Annotated in this window: 9 protein-coding genes; 6 read left to right on the top strand and 3 right to left on the bottom strand. The window is 72.6% G+C overall.

Features of this window, described 5'->3' with window-relative positions; all coding sequences use genetic code 11:
• The first annotated feature begins 41 nt into the window (after positions 1 to 41).
• From ASG28_RS10880 to ASG28_RS10860, 5 genes are all read left to right on the top strand, one after another.
• The gene (locus ASG28_RS10880) at positions 42 to 1,523 is read left to right on the top strand and encodes a polysaccharide biosynthesis tyrosine autokinase (protein WP_055975004.1); all 1,482 of its coding nucleotides are present in this window, start codon (positions 42 to 44) and stop codon (positions 1,521 to 1,523) included.
• On the top strand, positions 1,520 to 2,644 hold the full coding sequence (locus ASG28_RS10875) for a glycosyltransferase family 4 protein (protein ID WP_055975001.1): 1,125 nt from the start codon (positions 1,520 to 1,522) through the stop codon (positions 2,642 to 2,644). The genes ASG28_RS10880 and ASG28_RS10875 overlap by 4 nt, the downstream gene beginning before the upstream one ends.
• A 47-nt stretch (positions 2,645 to 2,691) precedes the next feature.
• A complete protein-coding gene (locus tag ASG28_RS10870; RefSeq protein ID WP_200925287.1) occupies positions 2,692 to 4,206 on the top strand; it encodes a lipopolysaccharide biosynthesis protein in 1,515 nt (504 codons plus the stop codon).
• Positions 4,203 to 5,210 carry a glycosyltransferase family 4 protein gene (locus ASG28_RS10865; protein WP_157485702.1) on the top strand — a complete coding sequence of 336 codons (1,008 nt, stop codon included), beginning with the start codon at positions 4,203 to 4,205 and terminating at the stop codon, positions 5,208 to 5,210. The genes ASG28_RS10870 and ASG28_RS10865 overlap by 4 nt, the downstream gene beginning before the upstream one ends.
• Positions 5,211 to 5,550: 340 nt before the next feature.
• A complete protein-coding gene (locus tag ASG28_RS10860) occupies positions 5,551 to 6,864 on the top strand; it encodes an arsenate-mycothiol transferase ArsC (protein WP_157510469.1) in 1,314 nt (437 codons plus the stop codon).
• Between the two features lie 360 nt (positions 6,865 to 7,224).
• Here the strand turns inward: ASG28_RS10860 and ASG28_RS10850 are convergent, their stop codons facing one another.
• Positions 7,225 to 8,163 carry a glycosyltransferase family 2 protein gene (locus ASG28_RS10850; protein ID WP_055974992.1) on the bottom strand — a complete coding sequence of 313 codons (939 nt, stop codon included), beginning with the start codon at positions 8,161 to 8,163 and terminating at the stop codon, positions 7,225 to 7,227.
• Positions 8,164 to 8,239: 76 nt separating this feature from the next.
• Here ASG28_RS10850 and ASG28_RS10845 point away from each other — a divergent pair, with 76 nt between their 5' ends.
• Positions 8,240 to 9,250 carry a glycosyltransferase family 2 protein gene (locus tag ASG28_RS10845; protein WP_235477762.1) on the top strand — a complete coding sequence of 337 codons (1,011 nt, stop codon included), beginning with the start codon at positions 8,240 to 8,242 and terminating at the stop codon, positions 9,248 to 9,250.
• A 2-nt stretch (positions 9,251 to 9,252) separates the two neighbouring features.
• On the opposite strand, the gene ASG28_RS10840 is transcribed toward ASG28_RS10845, so the two are convergent.
• Together ASG28_RS10840 and ASG28_RS10835 are read right to left on the bottom strand one after the other, a co-directional pair.
• Positions 9,253 to 10,317 (bottom strand): glycosyltransferase, encoded by a 1,065-nt coding sequence (locus ASG28_RS10840; protein WP_055974986.1) that lies wholly within the window; start codon positions 10,315 to 10,317, stop codon positions 9,253 to 9,255.
• Positions 10,314 to 15,029, bottom strand: a complete 4,716-nt coding sequence (locus ASG28_RS10835; RefSeq protein ID WP_055974982.1) for a PKD domain-containing protein — start codon at positions 15,027 to 15,029, stop codon at positions 10,314 to 10,316. The genes ASG28_RS10840 and ASG28_RS10835 overlap by 4 nt, the downstream gene beginning before the upstream one ends.
• Positions 15,030 to 15,062: the final 33 nt, after the last annotated feature.

Raw genomic sequence — 15,062 nt, 5'->3', positions numbered from 1 at the left:
TAAGCTCGCCAGGTTCCATCACCTCAACCCGGGAGTGTCCGTTGGATCCTCAGCACTACTGGCGCGCTCTCCTGAAGAGTTGGCCCCTCGTCGTCGTCCTCGCCCTCCTGGGGGGAAGCGCGGGTTACGCGTACGCCCAGACGCAGCCCGACTCGTTCCGGGCCACGAGCAGCGTCTTCGTCTCGGCGACCGAGGGCTCCGATCCCAACGAGCTGTTGCAGGGGTCGTCGTACACGCAGAACCTCGTGCAGAGCTACACGCGTCTGGCCACGTCCTCGGTCGTGCTCGAACCCGTCATCGAGCAGATGGGCCTCGACGTGACCCCGACGCAGCTCGCACGTCAGATCACCGCCGAGAACCCTCTGAACACCGTCATCATCGACGTCGCCGTGGTGGACGGTGACGCCCAGCGGGCGGCCGACGTCGCGAACGCGGTCACCATCTCGTTGAGCCGGCAGGCCCGGGCACTGTCGCCCGAGAACACCGCCGGCGACTCGACGCTGAGCGTCGCCCCGATCGCCGAGGCGACGCCCCCGACGTCGCCCATCAGCCCGAACCGTCGGCTGATCGCCCTGAGCGGTCTCGCCGTCGGGACCGTCCTCGGCATCGCCCTGGCGCTGCTGCGCTCGGTGGTCGACACCAGGCTCCGCACCGCCCGCGACGTCGAGGACCTGCATCTCGTCCCCATGCTCGGCAGCGTGACGCGGCGCAACCGTGGCGTGCTCGCCCTCTCGGACGAGCCCCAGGGTGCGGCGGCGGACGATTTCCGTCGCATCCGCGCCCAGCTGCAGTTCGCGGACGTCGACCGGGCCACCCGCACCATCGCGGTCTCGTCGGTCGCGGCCGACGAGCGCGAGGGGCGGGCGGCGGTCGCCCTCGACCTCGCGTTGGCGTTCGCCGAACGCGGTCTCGGTGTGCTCGTCGTGGACGCCGACCTGCGCGGCAGCGGTCTCGCCGAGCTCGCGGCCGTCTCGGACGAGGTGGGCCTGACCGACGTCGTCGTCGGCCGGCTCGAGTTCGCCGCAGCCGTGACGTCGTGGCGCGACGGCGTCGACATCCTGACGGCCGGCGACGTGCCGCCGAACCCGAGCCCCCTGCTGAGCTCGCGTTCGATGGCGCTCCTGCTCGAGACCGCCCGTGAACGCTACGACGTCGTCGTGGTCGACGCGCCCGCCGTGCTCACCTCGTCCGACACGCTCGAGATCGGTCGCCTGACCGACGGCGTCGTCATCGTCGCCACCGCGGGCCGGTCGACCCGACCGCGACTCGTCTCGGCGGTCCGTGCGCTCGAGAACGTCAAGGTCCGCGTCATCGGCGTCGTCTTCGACGGCGTGGCAGCGGGTCGTCAGCGGGCGTCGCACGACCTGCCGCAGTCGGTGCTCGTGCCCGTCTCGACGTCGTCCGACGAGCAGACCTATCCCTTCGCCCGCGACACGGCGGTCGACGGGGCCGCCGCGACCGACCGCCCGTCGGCGGGCAGGTCCCGCCGCACCACGGGTGGCCAGGGCGACGCCACGCCGTGAGCCCCACCCGCCCGGCCGGCCCGTCCCGGGGGCGCACGCCGCGCCTCCCGGCGGTTCGCCTCTACGAGTCCCTCCGCACGGCTCACCTCGAGCGGGCGCACGAGCTGGCTCCGGCCAGCATCGTCTACCGCGTCACCCGGTACGACTTCGATTCCTCGCTCGCCGAGGGCCTCGACCTCGTGCCGGCCGGCCCGGTGCGGGCCGCCTGGCTGATCGCGCGGTCCGAGGTCGAGACCCTCGAGGTCAACGAGCCGCTGATGACGTCGAGCCTGCCCGCGACAGCGCTCGTGCTGGCGGCCCTGGCGGTGCGACGCCGGATCACCGGCCGCCCGACCACCGTGGTGAGCTATCTGATCGGCAACGCCGACCCGTTCACGTCGGCGACCGCTCCCCGGCTGCGGACGCGACTGCGCCGACGCGGTGAACGCGTGCTGGCCCGGGCGGTCTGGCGGCGACTCGACCGGGTGGTCTTCGGGACGGAGGCGGCGCGCGAGACGTACACGCGCCTCCTCGGTTCCCCGTCGCCCCGGGCCTCCGTGGCCTCGGTGCCCGCGCTGCCGACGCGTCACCAGGACGCCCGCGGCGGCGGGGTCCGCCCGCCCGCGGTCGCGTTCGTCGGCTCGTTCGTCGAGCGCAAGGGGCTGCGCGTGCTGGCGGCGGCCTGGCCGCTCGTCGTCGCCGCCCGCCCGCAGGCGACGCTCACGCTGCTCGGCAAGGGCGCCCTCGAGCAGGAGGCGCGGGCACTGTCGGTCACGGAGCCCTCGGTCGCCGTCGAGGTCGATCCGTCGCGCCCGCGCATCCACTCCGTGCTCGACGAGGCGCGCGTGCTCGTGCTCTGGTCGCAGCCGAGCCCGACCTGGCGCGAGCAGGTGGGACTGCCGATCGTCGAGGGGCTGTCGCACGGTTGCACCGTCGTGACGACGACGGAGACCGGCCTCGCCGACTGGCTCGACGCGCACGGCCACGTGGTCGCGTCCGACCCGCGTTCCCCTCGGGTGCTGGCCGACGCGATCGTCGCGGCGCTCGACGCGGGCCGCGCCGCCGACGACGTGCTGGCCGACCTGCCCGACCGCGACGGACGCCTCGCCGCGGACGACCGACTGTTCGGGCGCGCTTCGTGAGCCGGTCGGCGACGGGCTCGACCGGTCGTCCTCGTCGGGGCGGCGCGATGGCCGCCGTGGGCTCGACCGCGGCGATCAAGGTGATCGTGATGGGGCTGTCGGGCGTGCTCGGCATCATCACGAGCCGCATGATCATCCAGAACTTCGGCACCGACGCCTACGCCCAGTACGGACTGCTCTCGACCTTCCCGACCCTGCTGCCGTTCGCCGACCTCGGCATCGCGGCGATCGTGATCAACGCCGTGGCCGGGTCGTCGTCGGTCCGCACCGACGACTTCGTCAAGCGCTCGATCGTCACGGCCTTCCGCGTGCTGCTGGTGTCGGGCGGCATCATGGTCGCGGTCGCCCTGATCATCACGCTCGCCGGCTGGTGGCCCGTCTTGCTGGGTGAAGGGCTGCTGCCCGACGGCGGCTCGCTGGCGGCAGGTCTCTGCCTCGCCGTGTTCGGCCTGGTGATCCCGCTGACGGTCGGCCAACGCATCCTCGTGGGGCTGAAGAAGACCAGCACGCAGGTGGCCAGCCAGGCCGTCGTGGCGCCGTTCATGCTGCTCGCGATCGGCTCGGCCGTCATGTTCAGCGCGCCGATCGGCAGCTACCTCGCAGTCGTCTCGTACGTGGCCAACAGCCTCGTCTCGGTGATCTGCCTGATCGTGGCGGCCCGCGCGCTGTCCCCGCAGATCGGACAAGCCGTCAAGCTCGTGCCGCGCGTCCGCAGCTACCGCGGCGTGCCCGCCCTGGGCCTCGCCTGGCCGATGCTCGTGCAGATGATCGCCCTGCCGGTCGCGATGCAGACGGGCCGCCTGTTGCTCAGCCACCTGGCCGGCCCGGACGAGCTCGCGCAGTACAACCTCGCCTCGCAGCTGTTCGGCATCGTCCTGCAGACCGTCGCCGCGGCGGGCATCGCGCTCTGGCCGGTCTACGCGGCGGCCCGGTCGGCCGGGCGCGTCGAGTCGCCGACCGTGCCGACGCTGTGGTTCCTGCTCGGGGGACTCGTGCTGGGCACCGCGCTCGCCGTGCTGAGCCCGTTCCTGGCGCGGTTCGTCTCGGGCGGGGCGATCACGCTCGACGGCTGGATGCTCGTCGGCTTCGTCGTGTTCGTCGGCCTGCAGGCGGCGAAGTACCCGGTCGGCATGTACATGACCGACAAGACCGGACTGGTCTTCCAGGTGCTGCCGATCGTGCTGATGGTGCCGCTCAACCTCGGGCTGTCGTGGTGGTTCATCGGGATGGTCGGTGCGGCAGGACCCGTGCTGGGCTCGGCGATCTCGGTGGCGCTCTGCCAACTCGTGCCGAACCTCTGGTACGTGTCGCGCGACCTGCGTCGGCGTCGGGCCGAGGCGGCGGGCGATGCGGGTGGTGACGGCGTGGTCGACGAGTCGGCGGAGGACGAGGGCGCCACGGCGGCCGCGGGCCTCGACGTCGACGAACAGCGCGGTGACGAGACCGCCACCGACCAGGCGATCGCCGAGCGAGCGGTGGCCGAGCGGGCGGTGGCCGAGCGGGCCGCCGGGGAACGTGCGCGCGACGGCCGCACCGGTGACGACGAGAAGGAGGCGCGGTGATCGAGGTCCTCTTCGCCCACGAACGCGACGTGGCCGGCTGGGCAGCCGACCACGCGGCAGGGCTCCGTCCCGGGCTCTGGCCCTACGGCCTCGAGGCGCTGCGCGACTCGGACCCGGAGGCGCGCCTCGCGTCGGTCACCGAACCCGGCCGCCTGCAGGTGCTGCGCGACCGGGTGGTGCCGCGCCGCGCCTCCTCGTCCGGGGTCCCGTCCGGCGACGTCGGGGTGACCTGGGACGAGAACGTCGCGCGGCGGATGCTGCTGACGCGGCCCCACGACCGGATGTACACCGGGGTGATCTGGGTGACCGACCGGGTCGACCGCGGGCAGGACGTCGGACGCATGCGCGACGTGCTGCGCCGCATGAGCGGGCTCTGGGTGATCAGCCGGGGGCAGGTCGAGCCGCTGCGACGGTTCGTCGGTGAGGACGGGCCCCCGGTCGGGTTCTTCACCTTCGGGGTCGACGAGGAGTTCTTCGCGTCGCGTCCGTGGCCCTCGCGACCGATGGTGCTGAGCATCGGAGGTGACCGCGACCGCGACCCGGCGACGCTGTTCGCGACGCTGGATCGCGTGCACGCCGAGCGGCCGGACGTCGAGCTGGTCGTGCAGACGACGAGCGACGCGGTGCCTCCCGCGGGCGTCACCGTGGTGCCGCACGTCTCGCATCGCGAGCTGGCCGAGCTGTACGCCCGCGCCTCGGTCGTGGCCGTCGCGACGCGCGACAACCTGCACGCGTCGGGCATGACGGTCAGCCTCGAGGCCATGGCGACGGGGCGACCCGTCGTGATGACGAACACCCCGGGCATCGAGGACTACGTGGAGCACGAGCGAACCGGGTTGTTGGCGCCGGTGGGGGACTCGTCGGCGCTCGCGGGACACGTGCTGCGGCTGCTCGGGGACGAGACCGAGGCCCGGGCGTTCGGCGCGGCGGGGCGGGCCCTCGTCGAGGAACGGCTGACGACACGGCACCTGGCGGCGTCGCTGGCGGAGTTCGTCGCGGGCTGAGGGCGTCAGGGGCTGTGGGCACCAGCCCGGGCCCGATCCGGGCGGGTTCGTCGAACACGGTCGGTCGAAGACGACCGCGCTCGTCGAACACGCCCGCTAAGGTCGGCCCGTTCGCTTGCGGTGACGTCACCGCGCCCCGGGAGGCGCGTGGCCCTCCGACGCGGGATGGCGCCCGGCGCGTCGCGGGCGGCAGGATCGACCTGCACCGAGGGCACGAGATCCTCGGCGGAGGGGGACCGATCGTGCCGACGTCGGACGGACGACCACGGTGACCGCGTCGCAACGACGAGCCTTGTGGGTGTTCCCGGTGTTCGTCGTGACCGCGGTGTACGTCGTGGTCATGAGCACGAACGCGTGGGTCGACCCCGACCCCGAGCAGCGTGCCCGGCTGGCCGCCGGCTGGCCGGTCGCCGGTGCCGTCTGGTTCAAGGTCGGACTCGGCTACGTCGGCGCCCTGGCGGCTCTCGTCCTCACCGGGCTCTTCGCCGTGCTGTACGCCCGCGAGTGGCTCTTCATCCGCCGTACGCGACGGCCGTCCGGGGCGGCCGCCGATGAGGGCGGACCCGTCTCGGGGGCCGCATTGCGCCGTCGCTCCCGCCGGACGGCGGCCCGGATCGACCCGGCGCGGGTCCGCACCGTGCTCGTCGTCAGCCCCAGGGGCATCGGGCGCAGCGTCATGGCCGCCGCGTACCTGCGCGTCCTCGTCGACGACGAGTACTTCGTCGACGCCCGGGGCATCGATCCGCCGGACGAGCCGGTGCCGCCGGCGATGCAGCGCGACGTGACCATCGTGATGGGCTTGGACAAGACCTGGGTGGAATTCGGGCAGACGCCGAAACGGATCATGGCGGCCCCGGTCCGGGCGGCCGACCTGGTGGTCCGGATCGGATGCCCGGACGCGTTCCCCGTGCCCCGGTCGACCCCCGTGCTGGACTGGGACGTGCCCGATCCGATCGGTGCCGGTCTCGTCGACGTCTTCTCCATCAGGGACGACATCAGACGGCCGGTCGAGTCGCTCGCCGAGGCGCTGGCGCTCGAGCGTCGTTCGTTGGACCTGAGGGACCGCGACCTTCCCGGGCGACGTCACACGGTGGCGGAGGGTCGGGCCACGATCGCCTACCCGGAGGTCGAGGACGCCGGCGGCGGTGCTCTCGCCGACACCGCCGCCGGATGGTTCGCCGCGGCCGAGGCCCGCGTGCTGGTCGAGATCGTCGACGCCCCGTACACGGCGGCGGAGATCAACGACCGCGGTCCGTTCGCGCCCGACTTCACCGTTCCCTGGGTGGCATCGGCCGGAGAGGCCGAGTCGGCCCTGGCGGACGAACTGACCTGGCGTGGAGTCGGGGGGCCGCCGACCCTGGCCCGGGATGCCGTCGCCCTGGTCGTCGAGTGGCTCGTGGAGGCGGGCGTCCTCCGGCCGTTGTCCGACGAGCGACGGGAGGCGCTGCGCGAGTCCGGTCAGGCGCAGCGCGACCACGACGATCCGTTCGAGGAGTGGCCCCGGGGTCTGGCGGGCGAGTACCCCGCGATGGCGGAGCTGCGCCACGCCGAAGAGGACTTCGACACGTGGGAGGTCGTGCCCGCTGCGGCGCTGCGTGTCTACCCGAGGCTCGCGGAGGAGTGGGGGAGCCGATCGCGGGCGGACGCGCGGTGAACTGGCGTTCGATGCGCTCATTCCGACGCCAGTCCCCGAGGGGCGCCCCGGGCGGGGGAGCGGCCGAGCGGTCGATCACCGGGCAGAGCGTCGCGACCACGCAGCCCAGGGCGGCCGCGAAGAGCACGATCGCGATGGAGTCGCTGGCAGCCGTCCGGTCGAAGAGGCCCCAGCACGCGTCACCGACGACGAGGAAGGCCCCGAGGACCATGGCGGCGAGCCCGCTCACGAGCGTCCTGCGGCGCACCCTGCCAGCGTCGAGGAACTCCGCCCGGCGCGCGCGGTAGACGCTCCAGCCGCACCGCACCGCCCCCACGTGTCTCGGCGGACGATCCCTCAGATCGACGCTCGATAAATTTATCAAGCCACCGGTCGGGCGCGCCGCCGCAGCTCGGCCGCGACGATCCGACGCCCCTCGAGCACGGCCCGCAGCCCGACGAGCAGCGTGCCCGGCGACCGCACGAACTGCCGCCGCCCGCCCTGCAGCAGCACCTCCCACGCGATGCACGGGGTCAGGCGTCGCCATCGGCGCAGGTCGTCGTCGCCGAGGTGCTTCGCGGCGAACAGCAGACGGTTGCGGATGTTGTACCGGTAGTACCCGGCCGACTTCGCCTGCCCCGACCGGTCGGCCCCGCCGGCGGTCTGCGTGCCGCCCTCGGCGTGGACGACGGTGACGTCGTCGAGCAGCCGCAGCGCGCCTCCTGCACTCACGACGCGGCGCGACAGGTCGACGTCCTCCCAGTACAGGAAGTAGTCGTCGTCGAAGCCGCCGCAGCGCTGCCACAGCTCGTCGCTCAGCACGAGGCAGGCGCCGCTCAGCCACTCCTCGACGCGGGAACCGGGCAGTCGTCGTCGTCGTGACCGGATGCGTCCGTCGTCCAGGTACAGGTCGCTGCCGGCCGACCAGACGCTGCCGTCGGGGCGCAGCACGGTCGGCGCGCTCATCGTCAGCGGTTCGGACGAGGAGGCGCGGTGCAGGGCGACGAGGGCCCCCGCGTCCGCGACGGCGTCCGGGTTGAGCAGCACGTGGTGGCGCGCCCCGGCCTCGCGGGCCCGGGCGACGCCGAGGTTGACCCCGGTGCCGAAGCCCTCGTTGCCGTCGGGCGCGACGAGGTGCCAGCCCTCGGCCGCGGCGAGCTCGCTCACGCGGGCGCGCTCGGCCGCTCCCGACCAGTTGTCGACGACGACCACGACGAGGCCCTCCGTCGCCCGTGAGACGGGCGCGAGGTTCTGGCGCAGCAGGTCGGTCGAACCGTAGTTGACGACGACCACCGAGAGGCCGACGAGCGACTCACCCACGGTTCGTCCCCCGTCCACCCGCAGGAGGCGCGGTGAGCGACCCGACGCCGGTCACCGACCTGACATGCTGGGGGCCGTGACGACCGACCCGACCGCCCCGCGCCTCCTGACGATCGCCGTGCTGACCTTCCGCCGGCCGCGTGATCTCGACGCGGTGCTGCCGCTGCTCGTCGAGCAGGCCCGCAGCGTGCGCGGACTCGGCGTCGAGGCGCGCGTGCTCGTGGTCGACAACGACGCGAGCGGGTCGGGGCGCGAGCGCGTCGAGGCGGCGGCGCTCGCCGCGGCCGGCCCGGGTGACGGTGCCGAGCCGGACGACGCCGTGTCCGTCCACTACGTCGTCGAGGGCACGCCGGGCATCGCCTCGGCCCGCAACCGGGCGCTCGCCGAGAGCGGCGACAGCGACCTGTTGGTCTTCATCGACGACGACGAGCGGCCGTCCGAGCAGTGGCTGCGCGCGCTGGTCGCCCTGCAGGCCGAGACCGGTGCCGCGGCCGTCGTCGGCCCCGTGCGCAGCGAGTACGAGGTCGAGCCCGAGCCGTTCATCGTCGAGGGGCGCTTCTTCGTGCGCCGCCGACTCGCGACCGGCACGTCCGTCGACGTCGCCGCGACCAACAACCTGCTGCTCGACCTCGCCGAGGTGCGCCGCCAGGGGTTGACCTTCGACGTCACGCTCGGTCAGCTCGGCGGCGAGGACACCTTGTTCACCCGCAGCCTGGTCGCCGGCGGCGGCGCGATCCTGTGGTGCGCCGAGGCGGTCGTGACGGACGTCGTCCCCGCCCACCGCGTCACGCGGCTCTGGGTCGTGCAGCGCGCCTACAGCAGCGGCAACGGCTGGAGCCTCACCTCGGTGATGCTGTCCGCGCGAGGGGCCTCGCGACTGGGCACGCGCCTCCGGCTGTCGGCCAAGGGCGGCGTGCGCGTCGTCGGTGGGCTGGGCCGGTACGCGCTCGGCACGGTGTCCCGCCCCCTCGGGCGACGGTCGCTGGGGCAACGCGCTCGTGGCATCCGCACGATGGCCCGGGGCGCAGGCATGGTGGCGGGCGCGTGGGGCGCGGGGTACCGGGAGTACGGCCGCGTCGACGGCTGACCTCACGGGCCGACCCGACGTCCGCCGACGACGCCTCGACCGCGGACGGCGGCGATCGCCCGACGGTACGCCGCGACGTGCGCCTCGCCAGCACGGTCCCAGTCGCGGGCCGACAGATCGGGGCGGGCGTCGTCGTCGAGCCGCGAGGCCGCGTCCAGCGCGTGCTCGACGTCGTCGGGACCGAGGTCGTCGGAGTACTGCCGCACCCAGTCGGCACCGACCTCGTCGGCCAGGCGGGCGTTGACCTCGTTGGCGGGCACGAGCACGGGCCGGCCGAGCGACAGGGCCGTCAGCACACCGCCCGAGTTGTGCATCTCGCGGTAGGGCAGCACGACGAGCTCGGCCCGGCGCACCACGTCGATGAGGGCTTCGTCGTCGAGGAACCGCAGGTCGAGGCTGACCCGGGGGTCGTCGGCCGCGAGCTGCTCGAGGCCATGGGCGAGCTCGGGCGTCGAGGGCTTGCCGGCGGCGTGCAGTCGCCGGTCGTCGCCGCGCACGCCACGGAAGGCCCGGACGAGGCCGTCGACGCCCTTGTACCGGCGGATGAAGCCGAAGTACGACACCCGGCCGGCCTCACGCGACGGCCACGGCCAGCGCGCGAACCAGTCGACGTAGTGGCCGTGGGGGATGAGCGCGCCGAGGGCGTCGGGGTGCTCGGGCGTCTCGTCGTTCAGCCGCACCCAGAGCGTCGTGCGTCGCTCGATCCACCGCAGCAGGACGCGCTCGCGGCGCGAGATGCCGCTCGGCAGCTCGAGGTTGTGCTCGGTGCGGACGATCGGGGTGCGCGTCAGTCGCAGCTTCGTCACCAGGGCGACGGTCAACGCCTGACGCACGAGAGCCTTGAGCGGGCTCTGCCCCGAGACGAGGATCTCGGGCCAGTGCACGTGGAACACGTCGTAGCGGCCGAGCAGCGCGCCCTTCCAGTCGAAGGTGCGCACCTCGACCCCGGGGACCGCGCCGACGGCGTCCCGGAGCATCACGAGGTAGGGGTTCGTCGTCGGTCGCGGTCGGGGGAACGACTGCTGGACGACGAGCCTGCTCGGGTGCCCCGGGACGACGTCGGTCACGGCTTGAAGACGCTCAGGTCGTCGAACGAGACCGTCTGCGGGGCGTTGGTGGTGCTGCCCGAGGCGTAGGCGCCGAGGGCGACCCAGCCGGGTGCCTGCAGCCCCGCGTACGTGTCGGTGGCCGACACGGTCCAGGCCGTCGGCTCGGTGGTGCCGTCCGCCCAGACCTTGGCGCGGATCGTCGTCGTCCCCGTACCGCTCACCTCGAGGCGCACGTTGAGCTTCGCCCCGGGGGCCACCGTTCCGGGGACGAGGGTCTCGCCCACCAGGTTGATGCCCGTGGCCGAACCCTTGAACGCCGTGAGGGCGACGACCGCGCGTCCGTCGGAGCGGTAGCGCAGGGTCGCGCGGTACTCCGAGTTGGTCGCGACCTTCCGGCCGGTGACGTAGACGAACGTGCCGCCACCCGTCGCCGCCTTGTCGAGGCTGACGCTCGTGCGCAGGTCGGTGTCGGTCGAGCTGACCCCGGTGAGGGCCATCGAGGTGTTCCACCCGGCAGCACCGAGGAACTGCGTGCCGACCCCGCCGGTCACCGCGTACTGCGACGCGCTGCCCGTGCGGGCCCAGGTGCCACCGACCTCTGCCGTGCCCCAGCCACCCGTCACCGAGCGGCCGAAGCCGTCCTTGACCACGGCGGTGACGACAGGAGGCGCGGTGACCGTCACCGTGGAGGTGCGGGTCCCGGTGGCGCCCTTGTCGTCGGTCACCGTCAGGGTCACCGTGTACGTTCCGGCGGCGGCGAAGTCGTGCTTCGTCGTGCTGCCGGTCGCGGTGGCTCCGTCACCGAAGTCCCAGGCGTAGGCGGCGACGGTGCCGTCGGAGTCGCTCGAGGAGCGTCCGTCGGCGGAGACCGAGAGCTTGTCGGTCGCCGTCGTGAACGACGCCGTGGGGGCCGCGTTCGGGATCGGCGCGACCGTGACGGTTCCCGTGGAGGTGCCGGTGGCGCCCTTGTCGTCGGTCACCGTGAGGGTCACGGTGTACGTGCCGGCGGCGGCATACGTGTGCGAGGCCGTCCTTCCGGTGGCCGTGCCGCCGTCGCCGAAGGTCCAGGCGTAGCCGGCCACGGTCCCGTCGGGGTCGGCCGAGGTCGACGCGTCGGTCGACACCGCCAGACCCGTCGAGGTGTTCGTGAACGACGCCGTGGGGGCGACGTTCGCCGGCGGGGCCGGGGCGACGGTGACCGTGCCCGTGGAGGTGCCGGTGGCGCCCTCGCCGTCGGTCACCGTGAGGGTCACGGTGTAGGTGCCGGCCGCGGCGTAGGTGTGTCCGGTGGTCGAGCCGGTGGCTGCGGCCGTCCCGTCACCGAAGTCCCAGCGGTACGACGCGATGCTTCCGTCGGCGTCGGTCGATGCCCTACCGTCCACGGCGACGACCAGGTGGTCGACGGTCGAGGCGAACGAGGCGGTGGGTGCCTGGTTCACGCGGGGCGGCGTCACCGTGACGGTCGCGGTCGAGGTGCCGACGGCACCCCGGTCGTCGGTCACGGTCAGCGTGACCGTGTACGTGCCGCCCGCGGCGTAGGTGTGGGCGGGCTTGGTCCCCGACGCCGCGGCGCTGCCGTCACCGAAGTCCCAGGCGTACGAGGCGATCGAGCCGTCGCCGTCGACCGAGGTGCTGCCGTCGAAGGTGGCACCGAGACCGGTGGCCGACGAGGTGAAGGCCGCCGTGGGCGCAGCGTTCGGCTTGTTCGCACCGAGCGCGTAGTGCTGCGCGACCGTAGTGGCGTCGAGGGGGCGGGCGTAGACGGCGGCCTCGTCGAGGCTGCCGGCCCAGTAGCTCGAGCCCGAGTTCCACGAGCTGTCGCCGCCCAGGCGCCAGAAGCCCCGGTAGCCGTCGGAGGCCGTGGTCGGGTTCGACCCCACCTCGGCTCCGTCCACGTAGAGCTTCATGCCGCCCGAGCCCTGCGTGGCGACCACGTGGTGCCAGCGGCCGTCGTTGTAGCTCGCCGTGCTGCTCGCGAGGTTCATCTGGCCGGTCCAGTTGCCGAACTGCAGGCGACCGTCCTGCTCCATGTAGACGTGGCGGTCGTAGTTGCCGCTGTAGCCGGTCTGCTGGTTGCCGAAGCCGATCAGCTTGCCGCCCGAGGTCGTGGTCGTGTTGAACCAGGTCTCGAGCGTGTAGCTGTTCGGGGTGTCGTACGAGGTGGTGGTCGCCACGCCGGCGTCCTGCCCGTTGAACGTCGCCGACCGGCCGGTGCCGCCGACGGCCGACGGGCCGCCGGTCGTCAGCCCGCCGGTGGAGACGCCGTTCGTGCCGATCGGTGAGGAGTCGGTCGCGAGGCCGGACGAGTCGCCGTCGAGTCGGAAGTACGCCTCGGGGTCGTCCTGGAAGACCCGGGCGCCGTAGGCGTCGGCCGGTGCCTTGGGCAGTGTGCTCGTGCGACCCGAGGCGACCCACTGGCCGTCGACCTGCTGGGGGCTCAGGGCCGTCGGGTACACCGACACGTCGTCGATGTCGCCCTGGAAGTAGGGCGCGCCGTCCCAGTTGTTGTCGCCACCGATGCGCCAGAAGCCCGTGTAGTCCTGGGCGCCGGTCGTCCCCGCGTCGGTCGCGATCTTCTTGCCGTCGACGTAGAACGACTGACCGGCCGAGCTCAACGTGCCGACCACCTGGTGCCACTGACCGTCGTTCAGGGCGGTCGGGCTCGTGATGATGCGGCTGGCATTCGGGTACACGCCGAACGAGACACGGCCCCTGGGGTCCATGTACAGGTGCCGGTCGTACGAGTTGGAGTTGCCGGTGCGGTTGCTGCCGAAGCCGACGATCTTTCCGCCGGCGGTCGACGTCGTGCGGAACCAGGCCTCGACCGTGAAGGTCTGCGGGCCGGTGATTGCCGACGCCGTCGACGAGAGACCGGTGTCCGTGCCCGAGAAGGTGCTCGCGCCGTCGGAGTCCGTCGTGGTCTGACCGGTGGTGCCGCGCGTCACGCCGGCCTGGGCCTGCTGGTCGTCGTAACCGACCCAGTCGTAGACGGTCGAGCCGCTCTTCTCGCCGAGGCGCCAGAGCGACGTGGCGCCGTCCGCGGCGACCTGCTTGGCGTAGGGCGAGACCGCGTCGGCCGTCACGGTGATGTCGACACCGTCACCCAGTACCGTGTTGCCGAGCGGATCGGTGGCGCGGATGCGGTAGCTGTGGGTGCTGCCGGGGGCGAGGTCCTTGTCGACGAAGCCGAGGGCGGGGCGCTTCCAGAAGGTCGACGCCGTGGTCTTCGTGTAGACCGGGTTCGTGAGGTCGCCGTCGCGGTACACCGCGTACGTCAGGTTCGCGTTGTCCTTGTCCCAGTTGGACTGCCAGCTGACGCGGACCGTGCCGGACGACAGCGAGACGAGGTTCGGGGTGAAGAGCGCTCCCGATGCCTCGGGGCCCATCTTGTTCGGGGCGAGGCTCGACACCGCGAAGCGCACGAGGCCGTTCTGTGCCTTGCCGTTGACCGTGGGGAACTCGCCGCCGTAGACCACGTACTTGTCGTTGGCGGCGACGCTCCACGGGCCCTGGCTGAGGCCCGTGTAGGTGCCGGTCCCGAAGTCGGGGAACCAGTTGAGGATGCTCGGTGCGGGTGTGCCCGCGAAGTTGTAGTAGCCGTAGGGGTCGTTCGTCACGGTCTGCGTGGCCGAGTCGCTGAAGGCCATCGCCCGCTGGAAGGTCCAGGGGTCGGTCTGCGGCTGGCCGCCGATGTTGCCGCAGTAGTGCGGGTGGCCGGCGACGAAGACGGCGGTGCTGTTGGCGGCCACCGAATAGGTGTCGCCGTGGCAATCCTCGACCCACGTGAGGTCGCCGTTCCAGGACGCCTTGAACGCGCCCTCGAGCCGACCGTCACCGTAGAAGGTGTAGCCCGAGCCGTAGAAACCGTTGGCCGTCGCGCTGAGACTGTAGATCGCCGACTGCGTGCCGCCGTTGCGGACGACGTCGTTCGCCTGCAGAGGCAGGCTGGCGGCGGTGGTCGAGTCCACCATCGCCATGCCGAGTCCGGGCTGTGCCGAACCGTTGACCGAGGTGAACGAGCCGCCGAGCACGATCTTGGAGCCGTCCGGGCTGGCCACGAGGCCGAGGACGTCGCCGCCCGCGATCTGGGGCGACCACGGCAGGTTCGTGCCGTTGGACGCGGTGACCGCGGCGGCCTTCGGGCGCGTGTCCTTGCCGATGCTCGAGAAGACTCCGCCGATGTAGACGGTGGGGCCGACGGCCGCGATGGCGTTGACCGTCGCGTTCGTGCCGGGGTTCCAGCTCGTGACGAGGGCGCCGGTGGTCGGGTCGAGTGCGGCGAGGCGGTACTTGTTCACGCCGTTCACCTTGGTGAACGCGCCGCCGATGTAGAGGCGCTTGCCGTCGGGCGAGGCGGCGAGGGCCTTGACCTGGCCGTCGATCACGGGCGCGAAGCTGGTCGACAAGACGCCGGTCGTGATGTCGTAGGCCAACAGATAGCTCCGCGGGACCTCGTTCACCCCTGCGGCCGCACCAGCCGGGCGCGCCTTGGTGAACTTGCCCGCGGCGTAGACGGTGTTGCCCACGATGACCTGCGAGAACACGGAGCCGTCGATCTGCGGTGCCGGCAGCGCGTCGGCTGTGACGGTCGCCGGGGTCGACGGCGACGTCGGGTCGGCGGGTGCGGAGTCGGCCTGGGCGGGCTGGACTCCGATCATGACGGACAGGAGCACGGCGGACGCAGCGACGATCGCGGGCAGGCGAAGGCGCGACGAGACGGTTCTTCCCATGGGGGAGCCTCATTCGGGTCGGGTAAGTGACAT

The sequence above is a fragment of the Frigoribacterium sp. Leaf415 genome, assembly GCF_001424645.1.
GTDB lineage: Bacteria > Actinomycetota > Actinomycetes > Actinomycetales > Microbacteriaceae > Frigoribacterium.
The sequence above is the reverse complement of the archived record's forward strand: the minus strand, read 5'-3'. Positions and strand labels throughout refer to the sequence as shown.